General features: G+C 63.2%; 18 protein-coding genes and 3 tRNA genes. 19 read left to right on the top strand and 2 right to left on the bottom strand.

Annotated elements, in window-relative coordinates:
* The first annotated feature begins 17 nt into the window (after nt 1–17).
* Entirely contained in the window at nt 18–1,226 is a 1,209-nt protein-coding gene (locus GB927_RS20090; protein ID WP_256118990.1) for a polysaccharide biosynthesis/export family protein, read from the top strand.
* 27 nt (nt 1,227–1,253) lie between these two features.
* On the opposite strand, the gene GB927_RS20095 is transcribed toward GB927_RS20090, so the two are convergent.
* Nucleotides 1,254–2,438, bottom strand: a complete 1,185-nt coding sequence (locus tag GB927_RS20095) for a polysaccharide pyruvyl transferase family protein (RefSeq protein WP_256118991.1) — start codon at nt 2,436–2,438, stop codon at nt 1,254–1,256.
* 244 nt (nt 2,439–2,682) lie between these two features.
* On the opposite strand from GB927_RS20095, the gene GB927_RS20100 reads away from it, so the two are divergent.
* On the top strand, nt 2,683–3,879 hold the full coding sequence (locus GB927_RS20100; protein WP_256118992.1) for a glycosyltransferase family 4 protein: 1,197 nt from the start codon (nt 2,683–2,685) through the stop codon (nt 3,877–3,879).
* Nucleotides 3,880–3,949: 70 nt separating this feature from the next.
* Here GB927_RS20100 and GB927_RS20105 read toward each other — a convergent pair.
* Nucleotides 3,950–4,025: transfer RNA gene (locus GB927_RS20105), tRNA-Val, on the bottom strand.
* Between the two features lie 245 nt (nt 4,026–4,270).
* Here GB927_RS20105 and GB927_RS20110 point away from each other — a divergent pair.
* The 17 genes from GB927_RS20110 to GB927_RS20190 all read left to right on the top strand — a co-directional run bounded on the left by GB927_RS20110 (nt 4,271) and on the right by GB927_RS20190 (nt 19,564).
* Nucleotides 4,271–4,347 (top strand) — tRNA-Asp (locus tag GB927_RS20110).
* Nucleotides 4,348–4,392: 45 nt separating this feature from the next.
* Nucleotides 4,393–4,469 (top strand) — tRNA-Asp (locus GB927_RS20115).
* Nucleotides 4,470–4,936: 467 nt separating this feature from the next.
* On the top strand, nt 4,937–5,302 hold the full coding sequence (locus GB927_RS20120) for an NADH-quinone oxidoreductase subunit A (protein ID WP_119258712.1): 366 nt from the start codon (nt 4,937–4,939) through the stop codon (nt 5,300–5,302).
* The gene (locus tag GB927_RS20125) at nt 5,293–5,868 is read left to right on the top strand and encodes a NuoB/complex I 20 kDa subunit family protein (RefSeq protein ID WP_256118993.1); all 576 of its coding nucleotides are present in this window, start codon (nt 5,293–5,295) and stop codon (nt 5,866–5,868) included. The genes GB927_RS20120 and GB927_RS20125 overlap by 10 nt, the downstream gene beginning before the upstream one ends.
* Before the next feature lie 17 nt (nt 5,869–5,885).
* A complete protein-coding gene (locus tag GB927_RS20130) occupies nt 5,886–6,488 on the top strand; it encodes an NADH-quinone oxidoreductase subunit C (protein ID WP_256118994.1) in 603 nt (200 codons plus the stop codon).
* A 193-nt stretch (nt 6,489–6,681) separates the two neighbouring features.
* The gene (locus tag GB927_RS20135; RefSeq protein WP_256118995.1) at nt 6,682–7,872 is read left to right on the top strand and encodes an NADH-quinone oxidoreductase subunit D; all 1,191 of its coding nucleotides are present in this window, start codon (nt 6,682–6,684) and stop codon (nt 7,870–7,872) included.
* On the top strand, nt 7,872–8,111 hold the full coding sequence (locus tag GB927_RS20140; protein ID WP_256118996.1) for a hypothetical protein: 240 nt from the start codon (nt 7,872–7,874) through the stop codon (nt 8,109–8,111). Before GB927_RS20135 ends, GB927_RS20140 begins: the two co-directional genes overlap by 1 nt.
* 16 nt (nt 8,112–8,127) lie before the next feature.
* On the top strand, nt 8,128–9,261 hold the full coding sequence (locus GB927_RS20145) for an NADH-quinone oxidoreductase subunit E (protein WP_256118997.1): 1,134 nt from the start codon (nt 8,128–8,130) through the stop codon (nt 9,259–9,261).
* A gap of 11 nt (nt 9,262–9,272) precedes the next feature.
* A complete protein-coding gene (gene nuoF / locus GB927_RS20150) occupies nt 9,273–10,577 on the top strand; it encodes an NADH-quinone oxidoreductase subunit NuoF (RefSeq protein ID WP_256118998.1) in 1,305 nt (434 codons plus the stop codon).
* 5 nt (nt 10,578–10,582) lie between these two features.
* On the top strand, nt 10,583–11,203 hold the full coding sequence (locus GB927_RS20155; RefSeq protein WP_256118999.1) for a helix-hairpin-helix domain-containing protein: 621 nt from the start codon (nt 10,583–10,585) through the stop codon (nt 11,201–11,203).
* A 121-nt stretch (nt 11,204–11,324) separates the two neighbouring features.
* On the top strand, nt 11,325–13,403 hold the full coding sequence (nuoG, locus tag GB927_RS20160; protein WP_256119000.1) for an NADH-quinone oxidoreductase subunit NuoG: 2,079 nt from the start codon (nt 11,325–11,327) through the stop codon (nt 13,401–13,403).
* 20 nt (nt 13,404–13,423) lie between these two features.
* Entirely contained in the window at nt 13,424–14,470 is a 1,047-nt protein-coding gene (nuoH, locus tag GB927_RS20165; protein WP_069059114.1) for an NADH-quinone oxidoreductase subunit NuoH, read from the top strand.
* A gap of 36 nt (nt 14,471–14,506) precedes the next feature.
* Nucleotides 14,507–14,998 carry an NADH-quinone oxidoreductase subunit NuoI gene (gene nuoI, locus GB927_RS20170; RefSeq protein WP_256119002.1) on the top strand — a complete coding sequence of 164 codons (492 nt, stop codon included), beginning with the start codon at nt 14,507–14,509 and terminating at the stop codon, nt 14,996–14,998.
* 99 nt (nt 14,999–15,097) lie between these two features.
* Nucleotides 15,098–15,712, top strand: a complete 615-nt coding sequence (locus GB927_RS20175; protein ID WP_256119003.1) for an NADH-quinone oxidoreductase subunit J — start codon at nt 15,098–15,100, stop codon at nt 15,710–15,712.
* A gap of 27 nt (nt 15,713–15,739) precedes the next feature.
* On the top strand, nt 15,740–16,048 hold the full coding sequence (nuoK, locus tag GB927_RS20180) for an NADH-quinone oxidoreductase subunit NuoK (protein WP_160860343.1): 309 nt from the start codon (nt 15,740–15,742) through the stop codon (nt 16,046–16,048).
* Between the two features lie 7 nt (nt 16,049–16,055).
* Nucleotides 16,056–18,053, top strand: a complete 1,998-nt coding sequence (gene nuoL / locus GB927_RS20185) for an NADH-quinone oxidoreductase subunit L (protein ID WP_256119004.1) — start codon at nt 16,056–16,058, stop codon at nt 18,051–18,053.
* Complete coding sequence (locus GB927_RS20190) at nt 18,053–19,564, top strand: NADH-quinone oxidoreductase subunit M (protein ID WP_256119005.1); 1,512 nt, start codon at nt 18,053–18,055, stop codon at nt 19,562–19,564. Before nuoL ends, GB927_RS20190 begins: the two co-directional genes overlap by 1 nt.
* The last annotated feature ends 12 nt before the right edge of the window (nt 19,565–19,576 follow it).

A 19,576-nucleotide genomic window follows, 5' to 3' on the forward strand; every position in this document is an offset into this window, starting at 1 on the left:
ATCGGCCCCCGCCAGGCATGCTTTGTCTGGCGCTGCTGGCCTGCCTGCTGTTCCTCGCCCAGGCGATTGCTGCGGCGGGTGCTGAGGACCAGCGCTACCGGCTGGCCAGCGGCGACGTGCTGCGCATCACGGTTTACGGCGACCTCGGATTGAGCGGGTCCTTTCCCATCGGCACGGACGGCACGATCGGCTATCCGCTGCTCGGCAACATCACGGCCGCCGGCAAGAGCATCGACGAGGTCCGCGAAACGATCGATGCGGGGCTGAAGGTGCATATCGCCAATCTTTCCGCATCTGTGGTGGTGGAAGCCTATGCGCCGGTCTTCATCGTCGGCGAGGTCCAGAAGCCCGGCCGCTACGAGTTCCGTCCCGGCATGATCGCGCTCGAACTGTTCGCGCTCGGCGGCGGGCAGAAGGAGGCGCTGGCGCAGGGGGAAAATGCCGGCGTGCAACTCGCCGGCCTGCGGCAGGAATATGCCGATCTCGGCATGCAGCTGCTGGCGCAGGATGTGAAGCGGGCGCGCCTTGAAGCGGAACTGAACGAGCGGGACTTCAGCTATGTGGCCCGCGAAGAGCTCGGCACGCCCGATCCGCGCATCGTCCAGCAGGTCGTGCAATCCGAGCGCACGCTGTTCGAACTCCGGCGCGCGACGCTCGCCACCGAGCTCGAAAGCCTGGAAGTCCAGAAGAAAAGTTATGTCGAGGAGATCGACACGCTGGAGCGCAGCGGCAAGCTGCGTGACGGTGAACTCGCCCTCCTGGACGAGGATGTGAAACAGGCCCGCACCATGGTGGATCGCGGCATTACGTCCAAGACCCAGCTTCGCGAAAAACAGCGCGAAATATCCGCGACCAACCGCGACGTGCTGGAGTTCGGCTCCTTCCTTGCCCGCGCCCGCCAGAACCTGACCGCGATCGACGGCCGACTGGTCTCCATGCGCGGGCAGCGCCGCGGAGACGTTGCGGCGGAACTGCGCGAGGTGAACATCGACATCCTGCGCCTTCGCCGCAAGATGGCCTATAGCGTCCAGGCCATGGCCGAGGCCGGCATCGCCCTGCAAAAGAAGGACGGCAGCCGGCAGGCCGCCTTCCGCTTCTCCGCCATCCGGCTGCTCGATGGCCAATATAAAGAAGTCGAGGTCGGCCAGACCGATCCGGTGATGGCCGGCGACATCCTGCGGGTGAGCCTCGCGCTGGAAGAAGGCGACGTCGTCGTCCAGCGGTAGGGAAGACCCTGCCGAATCATTGTGTGTTCAGCGATCGACAAGCACGCGAGCGAGAAGCAGGTTCTGCTGCTTGGCAAGTTCGGAGCGGATCATTGCATTGCGCCGGGCGATCGCCTTGCCCGCGGCATGCAGGTCGCCGAGGACGATCCGGACCTGCCGCAAGAGCAGGTCCACGTCGAATGTCTCTATATGCTGGCAGAACGGGATCCGGCCGAATTCCGCCATCAGCTCATCGTTCTTCTCCGCATAGCCGAGGGAGAGCGTCGGCCGGCCGATTTTCAGGGCGCAGAGCAGGTTGCTGTAGCGCGAGACGATGGCGATATCGACCTTCTGGATTTCTTCCATGACAGCGTGCAGCGAGCTGGTCCGCGCCGCTGACAAACGACCGCCGCCGCTTCCGGCGAAAGCGATGCGTATATCGTCGAGAGTCGTTTCGTCCGACGTATCGCCCATGAAGAGACGCACGTCGTAACCCTCGTCGAGCAGCCCGCGCACCACGCGCAGCATCTTGTCCAGATAGGTCCGGTAGATCGCCTCTGCGCCGACATGGTCGCGCTGCCATCCGCGATAATGCATGACGCCGATGCCGATCGTCGTCGGGCGTTCCGTCGCGGCAGGGCGGACGGGTTTGCGCAGGCCGAAGGCGATGTCGGGAAAACGGTGGTCGGAAGAGGTGTCGATGCCGAGGCCCTGCACATAACGGAGCGAGTAGTCGTCGCGGTAGGAACGGTAATCGGCCAAACGTACCGCCGATTTGAGGAACCATCGGCTGAGCCTGCCGTGGATCGGCCCGGCGCCGATGCTGACGAAGGCTATGCGCGCGCCGCGCAGCCGGGCGGCAAGGCACCAGCCATAGACGATAAAGGGCCATCCGAACGCCGTTTCCTGGAAATCGTCGAGGATGCCGGTGCCGGGCATCACCAGCACGTTGATTCGGCCGGCCGTCCGCAGCATCGAGACGAGGCTGGCGATGCGGCCGGGGATGCGACCGAGCCGGGCATCGAGGGCGCGGAAAAACGGACGGGAGAAGGACGCGCCGCGAATGCCGACCGCCTCAAGCGCAAAACGTTCGCCGATCGCCGCGGGGTCGGAGCAGATGCACAGCAGGCCGGCCTTCGGGCAGGCCCGGCGCAGGAAGACCAGCATCGCCTCCAGCGAGCCGTCATTGCCCGAGTTTCCGGACCCGAACTGTCCGAGCAGGCCGATCTTCATGAAGTTTGTCCACCGCTATCGAGTGGCGCCCCGGAAGTCCGGGCATTCAAAAAATAGGCGAGGGCCGCCAGGACGCCAAACTATCGCGCCGCACCCCGAGACGGAAAACAAGGCCATTCGACGTCCCGCCTCCACCAAAAGAGGTAGGTGCCGGGCCGTCTCCTGCGAAGGGCCGGGGCAGCTTTCCAAGACCCAGCTTTTCCGGTGCCGATCCGTCGGGACAATGGACATCGAGGGACCGACCATGAAGATCGCCTATTTCGTCCTGCCGCATATGGGCGGCACCTATACCGTGTTCAGGCACCTGCGCGGTGGCCTCGCACCGCACGGGATCGACCTGCGCTGGGTCGGGCTGTCCCATGGCGGCTGGAGCCTTCAACCGGGGCTGGAGCACGAAGCGGCCTTCGGCACGCTCGTGGAAACGCCGCCGGGCGACGGGAAAAGTGCCGCACGGCAGCTTGAACGGGCGATCGCCGCGGAAGGCTTCGACGGCGTCATCGTCAATGTGCTCAGCGACCGGGTGCAGACCAATATCGTGCGTTATCTCTCGCCAAAAATCCTGCGCCTGATGGTCGTGCACAACATCACGCCCGGCACCTACGCCGCCGCCCACGCGATCCGGCCGCATGTCCATGCCACCGTCTGCGTCTCGCGACGCTGCCGCGACGATCTGGTGAAGCGCCATCATTTCCCGGCCGAGCGTACCGCCGTCATCGCCAATGCCATCTCGACGGATGCCTACCCCCAGGCCGACCGGCTGCCCCGGCCGATCGGGGAGGGGCTGCGGCTGCTGTTCCTCGGACGAATCGAGGATGCTTCCAAGGGTGTCTTGTGGTTGCCGGAGATCCTTGCCCGGCTGCCGGCCTCGGTGACCCTGACCATTGCCGGCGACGGGCCGGATCTCGCGCGGTTGAAGGCCGCCATGCCCGGCATGGCGCCGCGCATCGTCTATGTCGGCGCGGTCGCGGCCGAAGCGGTGCCGGACCTGCTGGCGGCGCACGACGTCTTTCTCATGCCGTCGCGCTACGAAGGGCTGCCGATGGCGCTGGTGGAGGCCATGGCGGCCGGATGCGTGCCGGTCGCCTCGGCGCTGCGTGGCGTCACGGACATGATCGTCGAGGATGGGCGGGACGGCCTGCTGTTCCCGGTCGGCGACCCGGCGAAGGCCGTAGGCCTCATCCGCAGCCTGGACAAGGACCGCGCGCGTCTGCTCGCCCTTTCCATCGGCGCGCGGCGAAAGGTTGCCGGCGCCTTCACGGTGGACCGCATGGCAGCGCATTATGCCTCGGTGTTGCGTGACATCCAGGCGAACCCGCCGCCGCTCGCCGCTCCCCTTGCCATGGACGGCTGGTCGCTGCCGCCGGGCCTGCGCCCCGGACTGCGCACTTTCCTGCCGCAGCCGTTGAAGAACTGGCTGCGCGTGGTGCGCGAACGGCTCTGATCGAGAGAATCCGCGTCGCCGGCGCGTTGAAATCACGCGCAAAACAGGGGAATTGGGGGAAGGGAAGAAGTGGTGGGCGATGACGGACTCGAACCGCCGACATCCTCGGTGTAAACGAGGCGCTCTACCAACTGAGCTAATCGCCCGCCGCGTTGGTGGCCGTGATCTATGCGGAACCGGATCAAACCGCAAGAGGCAATCGAAAAGTTTTTTGCATTTTTTGAATGTCCCCATGGTGATACAGAAGGGTGTGGAAACATTTCAGGGCGCGTCATTCTTTTGTCGTGAAACCTGCTTGACACCCAAAGGCGAACCCCTTAGTTAGCCGCTCATCGAACGGCTCTGGGCCGCTCGGGACGGGTGCTTCGCCATCCGGACGCTTTCGAGGAATGCGGGTGTAGCTCAGTCGGTTAGAGTGCCGGCCTGTCACGCCGGAGGTCGCGGGTTCGAGCCCCGTCACTCGCGCCACTCGAAAGGCCGGACGAAACAGTCGAGACCGCAAGGTCACAATGCGCGGGTGTAGCTCAGTCGGTTAGAGTGCCGGCCTGTCACGCCGGAGGTCGCGGGTTCGAGCCCCGTCACTCGCGCCATTTCCCCTTCTCCTCCATATATATGGTGCCGTTTCTTCACGCGGCACTTCATGCGATCCAATCGAATCGGCGCAGCGATGCCTCGTATGGTCCCTCGCGGATAATTCGACTTCGTCTTGCTGGTGCAGATTGACGCACCTCAGCTCGCCATTTGGCGTGATTCCGATGATCGATCCCGATGCCAGTTCGAGGTGGGGCAGGGCGTGCGAAGTGATTTCTCTTCGCACCTGCGGCGAAACGCCCGGAATGCCGCCCGTCATGAAATCGTAACGATTTAAATGGCTTTGCCACCTGCCTTTCCGGGCGGTCGGGAAAACAACACAATGATTGCGGCGAAAGCCGGACAAAGCCTTGCGCGGTTGCTCTCACTGCGCTAACGACGTGGCGTTGCAACATACTTTCTCGGCTTGCAGGTCACCGACCAACAGGCGTCTTCCCGGCGCCAGCAGCAGGCAGGATGGACGCCAATGACTGAACTTCTCGGTTCCTATATCCCGATCGCCATCTTCATCGGTATCGCGCTCGTGATCGGCATTGCACTGCTGGTCGCGCCCTTTGCCGTCGCATACAAGGCCCCCGATTCGGAAAAGCTTTCCGCTTACGAGTGCGGCTTCAATGCGTTCGACGATGCGCGCATGAAATTCGACATCCGCTTCTACCTGGTGTCGATCCTCTTCATCATCTTCGACCTCGAAGTGGCCTTCCTCTTCCCCTGGGCCGTCTCCTTCGGCGACATGGGCTGGTTCGGCTTCTGGTCGATGATGGTCTTCCTCGGTGTCCTGACCATCGGCTTCATCTACGAATGGAAGAAGGGAGCACTCGAATGGGAGTAGCATCCACCACGCTCGTCGCGCAGCAGCCGAAGGGGATCATCGATCCCTCGACCGGCAAGCCGATCGGCAGCAACGACGCTTTCTTCGGCGAGATCAACAATGAGCTTGCCGACAAGGGCTTCCTCGTCACCTCGACCGACGAACTCATCACCTGGGCGCGCACCGGTTCGCTGATGTGGATGACCTTTGGTCTTGCCTGCTGCGCCGTCGAGATGATGCAGCTCTCCATGCCGCGTTACGACGTAGAGCGTTTCGGCTTCGCGCCGCGCGCCTCTCCGCGCCAGTCCGACGTCATGATCGTCGCCGGCACGCTGACCAACAAGATGGCGCCCGCGCTCCGCAAGGTCTACGACCAGATGCCGGAGCCGCGTTACGTCATCTCGATGGGCTCCTGCGCAAACGGCGGCGGCTACTATCATTATTCCTATTCGGTGGTGCGCGGCTGTGACCGCGTGGTGCCGGTCGATATCTACGTACCAGGCTGTCCTCCCACGGCAGAAGCGCTCCTCTACGGCGTGCTCCTGCTGCAGAAGAAGATCCGCCGGACCGGTACGATCGAGCGATAAGGGCAGGGGACTGACACATGAGCGAAGCCCTCCAGGAGCTGTCCTCCTATATCGGCGAAGCGGCAGGCCAACTCGTCGCGTCTTCGGATATCGCCTACGGCGAACTCACCCTGAAGACGGACGCTGCACGCATCCTCGATCTTCTGACCTTCCTGCGCGATGACGTGCAGTGCGGGTTCGTCAACCTCATCGATGTCTGCGGCGTCGACTGGCCGGCGCGCGCCGAGCGCTTCGACGTGGTCTACCACCTGCTGTCGCCGCGCCAGAACCAGCGCATCCGCATCAAGGTCGCGACCGGCGAGGACGTTCCCGTTCCTTCCGCTTTCCCGGTCTATCCGGGTGCCGACTGGTTCGAGCGCGAAGCCTACGACATGTACGGCATCCTCTTCACCGGCCACCCGGACCTGCGGCGCATCCTCACCGACTACGGCTTCGAGGGGCACCCGCTGCGAAAGGATTTCCCGACCACCGGCTTCGTTGAAGTGCGTTACGACGACGAGGTCAAGCGTGTCGTGTATGAGCCTGTCGAACTGAAGCAGGAATTCCGCAACTTCGATTTTCTCTCGCCATGGGAAGGCACCGATTACGTGCTGCCGGGCGACGAAAAAGCCAAGCAGTAGGAGTAGGGCGCGGTCATGGGGGCATTCAGCGTATTTCACTGGCTGATCGTGGTCGTCTGCATTGTCAACGTTTTTGCATTGTGGCGATTGCTCCCACGCTCGGGCATTCCGAACTGGGTTGGAATCCTCGGAATTTTCCCGCCTTTTGCCTTCATTCTGCTTTGGATCGTCAGCTTCAAGAAATGGCCTAGCAATGTCTGAGCACAACGTTCGCAATTTCAACATCAACTTCGGCCCGCAGCATCCTGCGGCGCACGGGGTTCTTCGTCTGGTCCTCGAACTGGACGGCGAAATCGTCGAGCGCGTCGATCCGCATATCGGCCTGCTGCATCGCGGCACCGAAAAGCTCATCGAGACGAAGACCTATCTCCAGGCTGTGCCCTATTTCGACCGCCTCGACTACGTGGCGCCGATGAACCAGGAGCATGCCTTCGCGCTCGCCGTCGAGCGCCTGACGGGCACCGAGGTTCCGATCCGCGGCCAGATCATCCGCGTGCTCTATTCCGAAATCGGCCGCATCCTCTCGCATCTCCTCAACGTCACCACGCAGGCCATGGACGTCGGCGCGCTGACGCCGCCGCTCTGGGGTTTCGAAGAGCGCGAAAAGCTGATGGTGTTCTATGAGCGCGCCTGCGGCGCGCGCATGCACTCGGCCTATATCCGTCCGGGCGGCGTGCACCAGGACCTGCCGCACGAGCTGGTGGAAGACATCGGCAAGTGGATCGACCCGTTCCTGAAGACCGTCGACGATATCGACGAACTCTTGACCGGCAACCGCATCTTCAAGCAGCGCAACGTCGATATCGGCGTCGTAAAGCTGGAAGATTGCTGGGCCTGGGGTTTTTCCGGCGTCATGGTGCGCGGCTCGGGCGCTGCCTGGGACCTGCGCCGTTCCCAGCCCTACGAGTGCTATTCCGATTTCGATTTCGACATTCCGATCGGCAAGAACGGCGACTGCTACGACCGTTACGTCATCCGCATGATCGAGATGCGCGAATCGGCGAAGATCATGCGCCAGTGCGTCAACCGCCTGCTCGGCGACGCCAAGGTCGGTCCGGTCTCCTCGGTCGACGGCAAGATGGTTCCGCCGAAGCGCGGCCAGATGAAGCGGTCGATGGAAGCGCTCATCCACCACTTCAAGCTCTACACCGAGGGCTATCACGTGCCTGCCGGCGAAGTTTACGCAGCCGTCGAAGCGCCGAAGGGCGAGTTCGGCGTCTACCTCGTCGCTGACGGCACCAACAAGCCCTATCGCTGCAAGATCCGCGCCCCGGGCTATGCCCACCTCCAGGCGATGGATTTCATCTGTCGCGGGCACCAGCTCGCCGACGTCTCGGCGATCCTGGGCTCCCTCGACATCGTGTTCGGCGAGGTTGACCGCTGATGCCGAGACTGGCCACCGCCATCGCCCTCTTGCTGGTGACCGCTTTCGCTGCGCAGGCGCAGGATGCGGAAGGCAGCGTCTCGTCTGCCACGATGGGCGAACTGGTGGACCAGGGTTACGAGATCAAGGCCGCGGCGCCGAACGGCAGCCGCTATGTCGTATTCATGCAGAAAGAGAAGTCGGCCTACGCCTGCGAATTCGTCAACACGGCGCAAACGCAGTGCAGGCAGATTAACTGAGACAAGGCGTTACAGAATGTCCGTTCGTCGACTAGCCGAAGACAATGTCCAACCCGCGAGCTTCGCCTTCACCAAGGAGAATGCGAGCTGGGCCAAGGCAACGATCAAGAAGTATCCGAAGGGCCGCGAGCAATCGGCGGTCATCCCGCTTCTGATGCGCGCGCAGGAGCAGGACGGCTGGGTCACCAAGGCCTCGATCGAAGCCATCGCCGACATGCTCGGCATGGCCTATATCCGAGTGCTCGAAGTCGCGACCTTCTATACACAGTTCCAGCTCGGGCCGGTCGGCACGCGCGCCCATGTCCAGGTTTGCGGCACGACGCCCTGCATGCTGCGCGGCGCGGAAGACCTCATCAATGTCTGCAAGAAGCGCATCCACGCCGAACCCCATCACCTGAACGAGAGCGGCACGCTGTCCTGGGAAGAGGTCGAGTGTCTGGGCGCCTGCGTCAATGCGCCGATGATCATGATCTTCAAGGACAGCTTTGAAGACCTGACCGCGACGCAGCTCGAACACATCATCGACCGTTTCGATGCCGGCAAGGGATCCACCGTGGAGACCGGCCCGCAGGTCGACCGCATCTTTTCCGCTCCGGTCGGCGGCCTCACCAGCCTGAACGAGCCGGAACCGGCCGCCAGGAAGGTGACGACCCGCGCCAAGAAGACCGAGGGTGACAGCGTCAGCGTTCCCCCGTCGAATGCCGCCAAGCCGACGACCGACGCCGTTGAGACCGATCCCAAGCTGAAGACGCCGGCAACCGCCAAGGCGGAAGCGGCCGCCAACACCAAGGCGACGGGCGACACGCGCGCCGAAGGCGGCGACAATGAAGCCAAGCAGCCGGTGGCTGCGGCCGGCAAGCCGTCGCTCGAAGACAAGGACCGTCCAGCGGGCATCGCGCGCCCCGCGACCGTGGACGACCTGAAGCTCATCTCCGGCGTCGGACCGAAGATCGAGGGCATTCTGCACGAACTCGGCATCTTCACCTTCGCACAGGTTTCCTCCTGGAAGCTGGAAGAGCGCGCCTGGGTCGATTCCTATCTGAATTTCAAGGGCCGCATCGAACGCGACGACTGGGTCAGGCAGGCCGAGGCGCTCGCAAAGGGCGGCGAAGCGGAATACATCCGCGTGTTCGGCAAGAAGCCGCGGTAAAGAGGTGAACCATGCTTAAAGACCAGGATCGCATCTTCACCAATATCTACGGCACCAAGGACAAGTCGCTGAAGGGCGCCATGGCCCGCGGCCATTGGGACGGCACCAAGGAGCTGCTCGAAAAGGGCCGCGACTGGATCATCAACGAGGTCAAGGCATCCGGCCTGCGCGGCCGTGGCGGCGCCGGCTTCCCGACCGGCCTCAAGTGGTCCTTCATGCCGAAGGAATCCGACGGCCGTCCGCACTACCTCGTCGTCAATGCCGACGAATCCGAGCCCGGCACCTGCAAGGACCGCGATATCCTGCGCCACGATCCGCACACGCTGATCGAAGGCTGCGTCGTCGCCTCCTTCGCCATGGGCGCCAACGCCGCTTACATTTATGTGCGCGGCGAGTTCATCCGCGAGCGCGAGGCGCTCCAGGCCGCGATCGACGAGTGCTATGACGCCGGTCTTCTCGGCAAGAACAACAAGCTCGGCTACGACATCGACATCTACGTCCACCACGGCGCCGGCGCCTATATCTGCGGCGAGGAAACCGCGCTGCTGGAAAGCCTGGAAGGCAAGAAGGGCCAGCCGCGCCTGAAGCCGCCGTTCCCGGCCAACATGGGTCTCTACGGTTGCCCGACCACGGTCAACAACGTTGAATCGATTGCCGTCACGCCGACGATCCTGCGCCGCGGCGCCGCCTGGTTCTCCTCCTTCGGCCGCCCGAACAATGTCGGCACCAAGCTGTTCATGATGTCCGGCCACGTCAACCGGCCCTGCACGGTCGAGGAGGCCATGGGCATCTCCTTCAAGGAGATGGTCGAAAAGCACGGCGGCGGCATCCGCGGCGGCTGGGACAATCTTCTCGCCGTCATTCCGGGCGGCGCGTCCTGCCCGGTCGTCAAGGGCGAAGACATGATGAATGTCACGCTCGACTTCGACGGCCTGCGCGAGGTGAAGTCCTCCTTCGGCACCGGCGGCATGATCATCATGGATCGCTCGACGGATATCATCAAGGCGATCTGGCGCATCTCGGCCTTCTTCAAGCACGAGAGCTGCGGCCAGTGCACGCCGTGCCGCGAAGGCACCGGCTGGATGATGCGCGTCATGCAGCGCATGGTCACGGGCAATGCCCAGAAGCGCGAAATCGACATGCTGTTCGACGTGACGAAGCAGATCGAAGGTCACACGATCTGCGCGCTCGGCGATGCGGCCGCCTGGCCGATCCAGGGCCTCATCCGCAACTTCCGTCCGGAGATCGAGGCGCGCATCGACAAGTATACGGCAAACGCCACGGCGCATGGCGCCGTGCTTGAAGCAGCGGAGTAAACGCGATGACGAAGCCGGCAGGACAGGATGCGAATGCAACCAGAGTTCAGCCGGCGCCAGTCGCCGGCGACGACCCTTTCGGTCTGGCGCCGTGGCTGAAGGACATGCCGGGCGTGCCGCTGCATCCGCTGATGGCCCATCCGGTGGCGGCAATGGCCGCCACGACGGCGATCGGTTTCGGTATCGCCGGCCAGATGGCCGGGCTGATGCTGGGTATGATGAAGACCGCGACGGAGCGCGCCAGGGTGGCGCTCGACGAAGCGGCGGATGCCACGGCGGAAACGGTCGCGCCGGTCAAGGCGAAGCCGGTGCTGAACGTGGTGGTGGCGGAACCGAAGATCGAGATGGCGCGCGAAAGCGCGACGCCGAAGAAGGCGGAAGCGAAGCCCGCGCGCAAGGCGCCGGCCGTGAAAGCCGCGAAGGCCGATGACCTGAAAGCGATTTCGGGCATCGGGCCGAAGCTGGAGCAGGTGCTGAACGGCATGGGCGTCCGGCGTTACGCCGACATCGCGGCCCTGAAGGCCGAGGATGTGGCGAGGATTGAAGCCGAACTCGGGTTCGCCGGGCGCATTGCCCGCGATCGCTGGGTGGAGCAGGCAAAGGCGCTGGTGAAGGGCAGGGGCTAAGCCCACCGGAACTGGCGAAACGGAACAAAGGCTGGCGGGACGGGCAGAGAGCCCAAAACAACGGCTGGAGAGAATGGCGCTGGCAAGACGCAGCGACTGCGTCAAAAGCGGGAATTGAGATATGGCAAAGCTGAAAGTCGACGGAAAAGAAATCGAAGTGCCGGATCACTTCACGCTGCTTCAGGCGTGCGAGGATGCGGGCGCCGAAGTTCCGCGCTTCTGTTTCCACGAGCGGCTGTCGGTTGCCGGCAACTGCCGCATGTGCCTCGTCGAGGTGAAGGGCGGCCCGCCGAAGCCGGCGGCCTCCTGCGCCATGAGCGTACGGGACCTCCGTCCCGGCCCGAACGGCGAGCCGCCGGAAGTCTTCACCACCACGCCGATGGTCAAGAAGGCGCGCGAGGGGGTGATGGAGTTCCTGCTCATCAACCATCCGCTCGACTGCCCGATCTGCGACCAGGGCGGCGAATGCGACCTGCAGGACCAGGCGATGGCCTTCGGCATCGACTCGTCGCGCTACCAGGAAAACAAGCGCGCGGTCGAGGACAAGTATATCGGTCCGCTCGTCAAGACGATCATGAACCGCTGCATCCACTGCACGCGTTGTGTTCGTTTCACGACGGAAGTCGCCGGCATCACCGAGCTTGGCCTGATCGGCCGCGGTGAAGATGCCGAGATCACCACCTATCTCGAACAGGCGATGACCTCTGAGCTCCAGGGCAATGTGGTCGACCTCTGCCCGGTCGGCGCTCTGACCTCCAAGCCCTTCGCCTTCACGGCGCGTCCGTGGGAACTGAACAAGACCGAATCGATCGACGTCATGGACGCCGTCGGCTCGGCGATCCGCGTCGATACCCGCGGCCGCGAAGTCATGCGCATCCTGCCGCGCGTCAACGAAGAGATCAACGAAGAGTGGATCTCCGACAAGACCCGCTTCATCTGGGATGGCCTGAAGACCCAGCGCCTCGACCGTCCTTATGTCCGCAAGGACGGCCGTCTCCAGCCCGCCACCTGGGCGGACGCTTTCGGCGCCATCAAGACCGCCGTTGCCGGCACGTCCGGTGACCGCATCGGCGCGATTGCCGGCGACCTTGCCTCCGTCGAGGAAATGTTTGCGCTGCGCGAACTGATGACGGCGCTCGGCTCGACCAACATCGATTGCCGCCAGGACGGTTCCACGCTCGACCCGTCGCTCGGCCGCGCCAGCTACCTGTTCAACCCGACCATCGAAGGCATCGAACAGGCCGATGCGCTGCTGATCGTCGGCTCCAACCCGCGCTTCGAGGCGGCCGTGCTCAACGCGCGCATCCGCAAGCGCTGGCGGATGGACAACTTCCCGATCGGCGTGATCGGCGAACAGGGCGAACTGCGCTACGGCTACGAATATCTCGGCGCCGGCACGGACACGCTCTCCGGCCTCATCGACGGCTCGGTCAAGTTCGCTGCCAAGCTCAAGAAGGCCCAGCGCCCGATGATCATCGTCGGCCAGGGCGCGCTGTCGCGTGCCGATGGCCTCGCCGTGCTCTCGGCCATCACCAAGCTTGCCGAAAGCGTCGGCGCGGTGAAGGCGGACTGGAACGGCCTCGCCGTTCTCCACACCGCGGCATCCCGCGTCGGCGGCCTCGATCTTGGCTTCGTGCCGGGCGAGGGCGGCAAGGCGGCGGCCGACATGCTTGATGGCACGGACGTGCTCTTCCTGCTCGGCGCCGACGAAATGGACTTTGCCAGGAAGACCGCCTTCACGGTCTATATCGGCTCGCATGGCGACAACGCGGCGCATGTCGCCGACGTCATCCTGCCGGGCGCGACCTACACCGAGAAGTCGGGCACCTGGGTCAACACCGAGGGCCGCGTCCAGGTGGGCAACCGCGCCGGCTTCGCGCCGGGCGACGCCCGCGAGGACTGGGCGATCCTGCGGGCACTTTCCGACGTGCTCGGCAAGAAGCTGCCGTTCGATTCGCTCGTGCAGCTGCGCGCAAAACTCCACGCCGCACACCCGCATTTTGCCGCAGTCGACGAGATTGCGACGGGCGAAATCGCCGATCTTTCCGCACTTGCGAAAAAAGGCGGGACGATGGCGAATTCCGGGTTTGCGTCTCCGATCAAAGACTTCTATTTGACGAACCCGATAGCGCGCGCCTCCGCGGTCATGGCCGAGTGCTCGGCGCTGGCCCGCAACAATTTCAAAGCCGCGGCGGAATGAGCGCGAAGGAATAAGACGTTATGGACGCTTTCATTTCGACCTACGTTTGGCCTGGCCTGATCATGGTGGCCCAGTCGCTCCTGCTGCTGGTCGCGCTGCTGGTCTTCATCGCCTACGTGCTTCTCGCCGACCGCAAGATCTGGGCCGCCGTTCAGCTTCGCCGCGGCCCGAACGTCGTCGGCCCCTGGGGCCTGTTCCAGTCCTTCGCCGACCTTCTGAAGTTCGTCTTCAAGGAGCCGGTCATCCCGGCGACGGCCAACAAGGTGATCTTCCTTCTGGCCCCGCTCGTCTCCGTGACGCTGGCGCTCGCCACCTGGGCGGTCGTGCCGCTGAATGACGGATGGGTCATTGCCAACATCAATGTCGGCATCCTCTACATCTTCGCGATCTCCTCGCTCGAAGTGTACGGCATCATCATGGGCGGCTGGGCTTCGAACTCGAAGTATCCGTTCCTCGGTGCGCTGCGCTCCGCCGCACAGATGGTCTCCTACGAAGTCTCGATCGGCTTCGTCATCGTCACCGTGCTGCTCTGCGTCGGCTCGCTCAACCTGACGGACATCGTCAACTCGCAGCGTGACGGCGTCGGCACGATGATCGGCCTGCCGGGTTCGTTCCTCGACTGGCACTGGCTGGCGCTGTTCCCGATGTTCGTGGTGTTCTTCATCTCGGCGCTGGCCGAAACGAACCGCCCGCCCTTCGACCTTCCGGAAGCCGAATCCGAACTCGTTGCCGGCTTCATGGTCGAGTACGGCTCGACCCCGTACATGATGTTCATGCTCGGCGAATATGCCGCCATCTGCCTGATGTGCGCGCTGACGACGATCCTCTTCCTCGGCGGCTGGCTGCCCCCGGTCGACGTCTGGTTCCTCAATTGGGTCCCGGGCATCATCTGGTTCGTGCTCAAGGCCTCCTTCGTCTTCTTCATGTTCGCGATGGTGAAGGCCTTCGTGCCGCGCTACCGCTACGACCAGCTCATGCGTCTGGGCTGGAAGGTCTTCCTTCCGATCTCGCTCGCCATGGTGGTCATCGTTGCATTCGTGCTGAAGCTCACCGGCTGGTCCGCATGAGGACCGCCCCGACCCTCAGCAGCATTGGAGCTTGAAATGGCTAGTCTTTCGCAAGCCGTAAATTCGCTGTTCCTCAAGGAATTCGTCGGCGCCTTCTTCCTGTCGATGCGCTACTTCTTCCGCCCGAAGGCGACGGTGAACTATCCCTTCGAAAAGGGCCCGGTCTCTCCGCGCTTCCGCGGCGAGCATGCGCTGCGCCGTTACCCCAACGGCGAAGAGCGCTGCATTGCCTGCAAGCTGTGCGAGGCGATCTGTCCTGCCCAGGCCATCACCATCGAGGCGGGGCCGCGCCGCAATGACGGCACGCGCCGCACGGTGCGTTACGATATCGACATGGTGAAGTGCATTTATTGCGGCTTCTGCCAGGAAGCCTGCCCGGTCGACGCCATCGTCGAGGGACCGAACTTCGAGTTCGCGACCGAGACGCGCGAGGAGCTCTACTACGACAAGCAGAAGCTGCTCGAGAACGGCGATCGCTGGGAGCGGGAAATCGCCCGCAACATCGGCATGGATTCGCCTTACCGCTGATCGGCGGAAAGGCAAGATGAACGTAAGTGCCTGACGAGTGGTCGTCAGGCTTCGACGGGGAAGGGGGACCTTCTCCGGGGAAGACGAAAAGGCACCAAAATGGGTCTCCAGGCTCTATTCTTCTATCTCTTCGCCTTCGTGGCGGTGGCGTCCGCCTTCATGGTGATCTCGTCCAGGAATCCGGTCTATTCCGTGCTGTTCCTGATTCTCACCTTTTTCAATTCGGCAGGCCTGTTCCTGCTGACGGGCGCCGAATTCCTGGCGATGATCCTGCTGGTCGTCTATGTCGGCGCGGTCGCGGTTCTCTTCCTCTTCGTCGTGATGATGCTCGACATCGACTTTGCCGAATTGCGGGCAGGGGCGCTGGAATATGCGCCGGTCGGCGCGCTGATCGGCCTCATCCTTGCGGCCGAGCTGATCATCGTCGTCGGCGGCTCGACGTTTGCGCCGGAGATCGCCAAGAACATCTCGATGCCGATCCCGCCGGTCTCCGAGCGGACGAACACGGCAGCGCTCGGCGACGTGCTCTACACGCACTATGTCTATTTCTTCCAGATCGCCGGCCTCGTGCTGCTCGTCGCCATGATCGGCGCGATCGTGCTGACGCTGCGCCACAAGCCGAACATCAAACGCCAGAACATCTCGCAGCAGGTTGCCCGCACGCCGGAAACCGCCGTCGAGGTCGTCAAGGTGAAGCCCGGCCAGGGCATCTGAGGCAGCGCGGGACCAAGGAAAAGCAAAATGGAAATCGGTATTTCCCACTATCTCACCGTCAGCGCCATCCTCTTCACCCTCGGCGTCTTCGGCATCTTCCTCAACCGGAAGAACGTCATCGTCATCCTGATGTCGATCGAGCTCATCCTGCTTGCGGTCAACATCAACATGGTCGCGTTCTCGGCCTTCCTGAACGACATCGTCGGCCAGGTCTTCGCACTGTTCATTCTGACCGTCGCGGCTGCGGAAGCCGCCATCGGTCTTGCAATACTCGTCGTCTTCTACCGCAACCGCGGTTCGATCGCCGTCGAAGACGTCAATATGATGAAGGGCTGATCGGGTCATGGATACCATCATCAAGGCAATCGTCTTCCTTCCTTTGACCGGCTTCCTGATCGCCGGCATCGGCGGCAATGCCATCGGCGCCAAGGCGTCCGAATATGTCACCTCCGGTTTCATGATCCTGGCGGCAGTCCTGTCGTGGATCGTCTTCTTCGACGTCGCCATGGGCGAGACGGAGATGATCAAGGTCAGCGTGCTGCGCTGGATCCAGTCCGGCGGCTTCGATGTCGAATGGGCATTCCGCGTCGATACGCTGACGGCCGTCATGCTCGTCGTCGTCAATTCGGTCTCGACGCTCGTGCACATCTATTCGATCGGCTACATGCACCACGACCCGCATCGGCCGCGCTTCTTCGCGTACCTGTCGCTCTTCACCTTCGCCATGCTCATGCTGGTGACGTCGGACAACCTGCTTCAGATGTTCTTCGGCTGGGAAGGCGTGGGCCTCGCGTCCTACCTGCTGATCGGCTTCTGGTACAAGAAGCCGTCCGCCTGCGCGGCCGCGATGAAGGCCTTCATCGTCAACCGCGTCGGCGACTTTGGCTTCGCGCTCGGCATCTTCTCGGTCTTCGTGCTGTTCGGCTCGATCAATTTCGAGACGATCTTCGCCACCGCCGCGACCTACCTGCCGGCGGAAGGGGCTGCGGACGCCACCGCGCCCGTCATCAACCTCTTCGGCATGACACTCGACAAGTCGCATGCGCTGACCGCCACCTGCCTGCTGCTCTTCATGGGCGCGATGGGCAAGTCGGCGCAGTTCCTTCTGCACACCTGGCTGCCGGACGCCATGGAAGGCCCGACCCCGGTTTCGGCCCTCATCCATGCCGCGACCATGGTCACCGCCGGCGTCTTCCTCGTCGCCCGCATGTCGCCGCTGTTCGAACTGTCGCACACCGCCCTCATGGTCGTGACGCTGATCGGCGCGATCACCGCCTTCTTCGCGGCGACCGTCGGCCTCGTGCAGAACGACATCAAGCGCGTCATCGCCTATTCGACCTGCTCGCAGCTCGGCTACATGTTCGTGGCGCTCGGCATCGGCGCCTACGGCGCGGCGATCTTCCACCTCTTCACGCACGCCTTCTTCAAGGCATTGCTGTTCCTTGGCGCAGGCTCCGTCATCCACGCCGTCGATGGCGAGCAGGACATGCGCTACATGGGGGGCCTTCGCAAACACATCCCGATTACCTTCTGGATGATGACGATCGGCACGCTGGCGCTGACCGGCGTCGGCATCCCGGGCACGATCATCGGTTTCGCCGGCTTCTTCTCGAAGGACGCGATCATCGAATCGGCCTTTGCCTCGCACAGCCCGGTCGCCGGCTTCGCCTTCGTGCTGCTGGTCATCGCAGCGCTCTTCACAAGCTTCTACTCCTGGCGCCTGGCCTTCATGACCTTCTTCGGCAAGCCGCGCGCGTCGGCGGATGTCATGCACCACGTCCATGAAAGCCCGGCCGTGATGCTGATCCCGCTCTACCTGCTGGCCGCCGGCGCGGTCGTCGCGGGCGTGATCTTCGTCGAATATTTCTACGGCCATCACTATGGCGAGTTCTGGCAGGGCGCCCTGTTCACGCTGCCTGAGAACGAGCTGGTCAACGAGTACCACCACGTTCCACTTTGGGTGAAGTGGAGCCCGTTCGCCGCCATGGCGCTCGGCTTCGTCACCGCCTGGTACATGTACATCCGCTCGCCGGAAACGCCGAAATACCTCGCCGAGCAGCATCGCGGTCTCTACCAGTTCCTGCTCAACAAGTGGTACTTCGACGAACTCTACGACTTCCTCTTCGTCCGTCCCGCCATGCGGATCGGCAAGTTCCTCTGGAAGAAGGGTGACGGCACCGTCATCGACGGCCTCGGCCCGAACGGCATCGCCGCCCGCGTCATGGACGTCACGGATCGCGTCGTGCGCCTCCAGACCGGTTACCTCTATCACTACGCATTCGCGATGCTGCTGGGTATTGCAGCACTCGTCACCTGGATGATGCTCGGGAGCTCCCTCTGATGACCGATTGGCCCATTCTTTCAGCGGTCACATTCCTCCCGCTCGTCGGCGTGGCGCTTCTGCTGCTGACCCGCGAGGATAGCCCCTATGGTCGCCGCAACATCCTGAATGTCGCGCTTCTGACGACGGTCTTCACCTTCGTCCTCTCGCTCTTCATCTGGATCGGCTTCGACAATGCGAACCCGGGCTTCCAGATGGTCGAGAAGGCCGAATGGCTCGGCACCGGCATTTCATACCATCTCGGCGTCGACGGCATCTCCATGCTGTTCGTCATCCTGTCGACGTTCCTGATGCCCTTCTGCGTGCTTGCAAGCTGGCATTCGGTCGAAAAGCGCCTGCGCGAATACATGATCGCCTTCCTGCTCCTGGAAGTGTTCATGGTCGGCGTCTTCGTGTCGCTCGATATCGTGCTGTTCTACGTCTTCTTCGAAGCCGGCCTCATCCCGATGTTCATCATCATCGGCGTGTGGGGCGGCAAGGATCGCGTCTACGCCTCCTACAAGTTCTTCCTCTACACGCTGCTCGGCTCGGTGCTGATGCTGCTCGCCATCATGGCGATGTACTGGCAGGCCGGCACGACCGATATCACCGAACTGCTCGCCTACAACTTCCCGGCCCACATGCAGACCTGGCTGTGGCTCGCCTTCTTCGCCTCCTTCGCGGTGAAGATGCCGATGTGGCCGGTGCACACCTGGCTTCCGGATGCGCACGTCCAGGCGCCGACGGCGGGCTCGGTCATCCTGGCCGGCGTGCTCTTGAAGCTCGGCGGCTACGGTTTCATCCGCTTCTCGCTCGCCATGTTCCCGCTGGCTTCGGACTACTTCGCACCCTTCGTCTTCGCGCTGTCGGTCATCGCCATCATCTACACCTCGCTGGTGGCGCTGATGCAGGACGACATCAAGAAGCTGATCGCCTATTCGTCGGTCGCCCACATGGGCTACGTCACCATGGGCATCTTCGCGGCGAATGCGCAGGGTCTCCAGGGCGCCATTTTCCAGATGCTGTCGCACGGCATCGTCTCCGGCGCGCTCTTCCTCTGCGTCGGCGTCGTCTATGACCGGCTGCACACCCGCGAGATCTCGGCTTACGGCGGCCTCGTCAACAACATGCCGAAATATGCCGTCGCCTTCATGATCCTCACCATGGCGAATGTCGGCCTTCCCGGCACCTCGGGCTTCGTCGGCGAAATCATGACGCTGGTCGGCGTCTTCCGCGCCAACACCTGGGTCGCCTTCTTCGCCACGACGGGCGTCATCCTTTCGGCCTCCTATGCGCTCTGGCTCTATCGCCGGGTGATCTTCGGTGCGCTGGAGAAGGAAAGCCTGAAATCGCTGCTCGACCTCGATCTGCGCGAGAAGCTGCTGCTTTATCCGCTCGTGATCCTCACGATCTTCTACGGCGTCTATCCGGCGCCGGTGTTCGATGCGACGGCGGCTTCGGTCGACGCGCTGCTCAATAACTACTCCGCGGCTCTGCAGGCGGCGCAACCTGTTGCGCTTTCGGCGAACTGACGACGGGACCCA

The sequence above is a fragment of the Shinella lacus genome (assembly GCF_010994755.1).
In the GTDB taxonomy this organism is placed as follows: Bacteria; Pseudomonadota; Alphaproteobacteria; order Rhizobiales; family Rhizobiaceae; genus Shinella; species Shinella lacus.

Coding starts and splice junctions, on each gene's coding strand:
- GB927_RS20125 (WP_256118993.1), top strand. CDS start 5,293: ATGGGAGTAGCATCCACCACGCTCGTCGCGCAGCAGCCGAAGGGGATC.
- GB927_RS20140 (WP_256118996.1), top strand. CDS start 7,872: ATGCCGAGACTGGCCACCGCCATCGCCCTCTTGCTGGTGACCGCTTTC.
- GB927_RS20120 (WP_119258712.1), top strand. CDS start 4,937: ATGACTGAACTTCTCGGTTCCTATATCCCGATCGCCATCTTCATCGGT.
- nuoL (WP_256119004.1), top strand. CDS start 16,056: ATGGATACCATCATCAAGGCAATCGTCTTCCTTCCTTTGACCGGCTTC.
- GB927_RS20135 (WP_256118995.1), top strand. CDS start 6,682: ATGTCTGAGCACAACGTTCGCAATTTCAACATCAACTTCGGCCCGCAG.
- nuoI (WP_256119002.1), top strand. CDS start 14,507: ATGGCTAGTCTTTCGCAAGCCGTAAATTCGCTGTTCCTCAAGGAATTC.
- GB927_RS20190 (WP_256119005.1), top strand. CDS start 18,053: ATGACCGATTGGCCCATTCTTTCAGCGGTCACATTCCTCCCGCTCGTC.
- GB927_RS20175 (WP_256119003.1), top strand. CDS start 15,098: ATGGGTCTCCAGGCTCTATTCTTCTATCTCTTCGCCTTCGTGGCGGTG.
- GB927_RS20155 (WP_256118999.1), top strand. CDS start 10,583: ATGACGAAGCCGGCAGGACAGGATGCGAATGCAACCAGAGTTCAGCCG.
- nuoG (WP_256119000.1), top strand. CDS start 11,325: ATGGCAAAGCTGAAAGTCGACGGAAAAGAAATCGAAGTGCCGGATCAC.
- GB927_RS20095 (WP_256118991.1), bottom strand. CDS start 2,438: ATGAAGATCGGCCTGCTCGGACAGTTCGGGTCCGGAAACTCGGGCAAT.
- GB927_RS20145 (WP_256118997.1), top strand. CDS start 8,128: ATGTCCGTTCGTCGACTAGCCGAAGACAATGTCCAACCCGCGAGCTTC.
- nuoH (WP_069059114.1), top strand. CDS start 13,424: ATGGACGCTTTCATTTCGACCTACGTTTGGCCTGGCCTGATCATGGTG.
- nuoF (WP_256118998.1), top strand. CDS start 9,273: ATGCTTAAAGACCAGGATCGCATCTTCACCAATATCTACGGCACCAAG.
- nuoK (WP_160860343.1), top strand. CDS start 15,740: ATGGAAATCGGTATTTCCCACTATCTCACCGTCAGCGCCATCCTCTTC.
- GB927_RS20100 (WP_256118992.1), top strand. CDS start 2,683: ATGAAGATCGCCTATTTCGTCCTGCCGCATATGGGCGGCACCTATACC.
- GB927_RS20130 (WP_256118994.1), top strand. CDS start 5,886: ATGAGCGAAGCCCTCCAGGAGCTGTCCTCCTATATCGGCGAAGCGGCA.
- GB927_RS20090 (WP_256118990.1), top strand. CDS start 18: ATGCTTTGTCTGGCGCTGCTGGCCTGCCTGCTGTTCCTCGCCCAGGCG.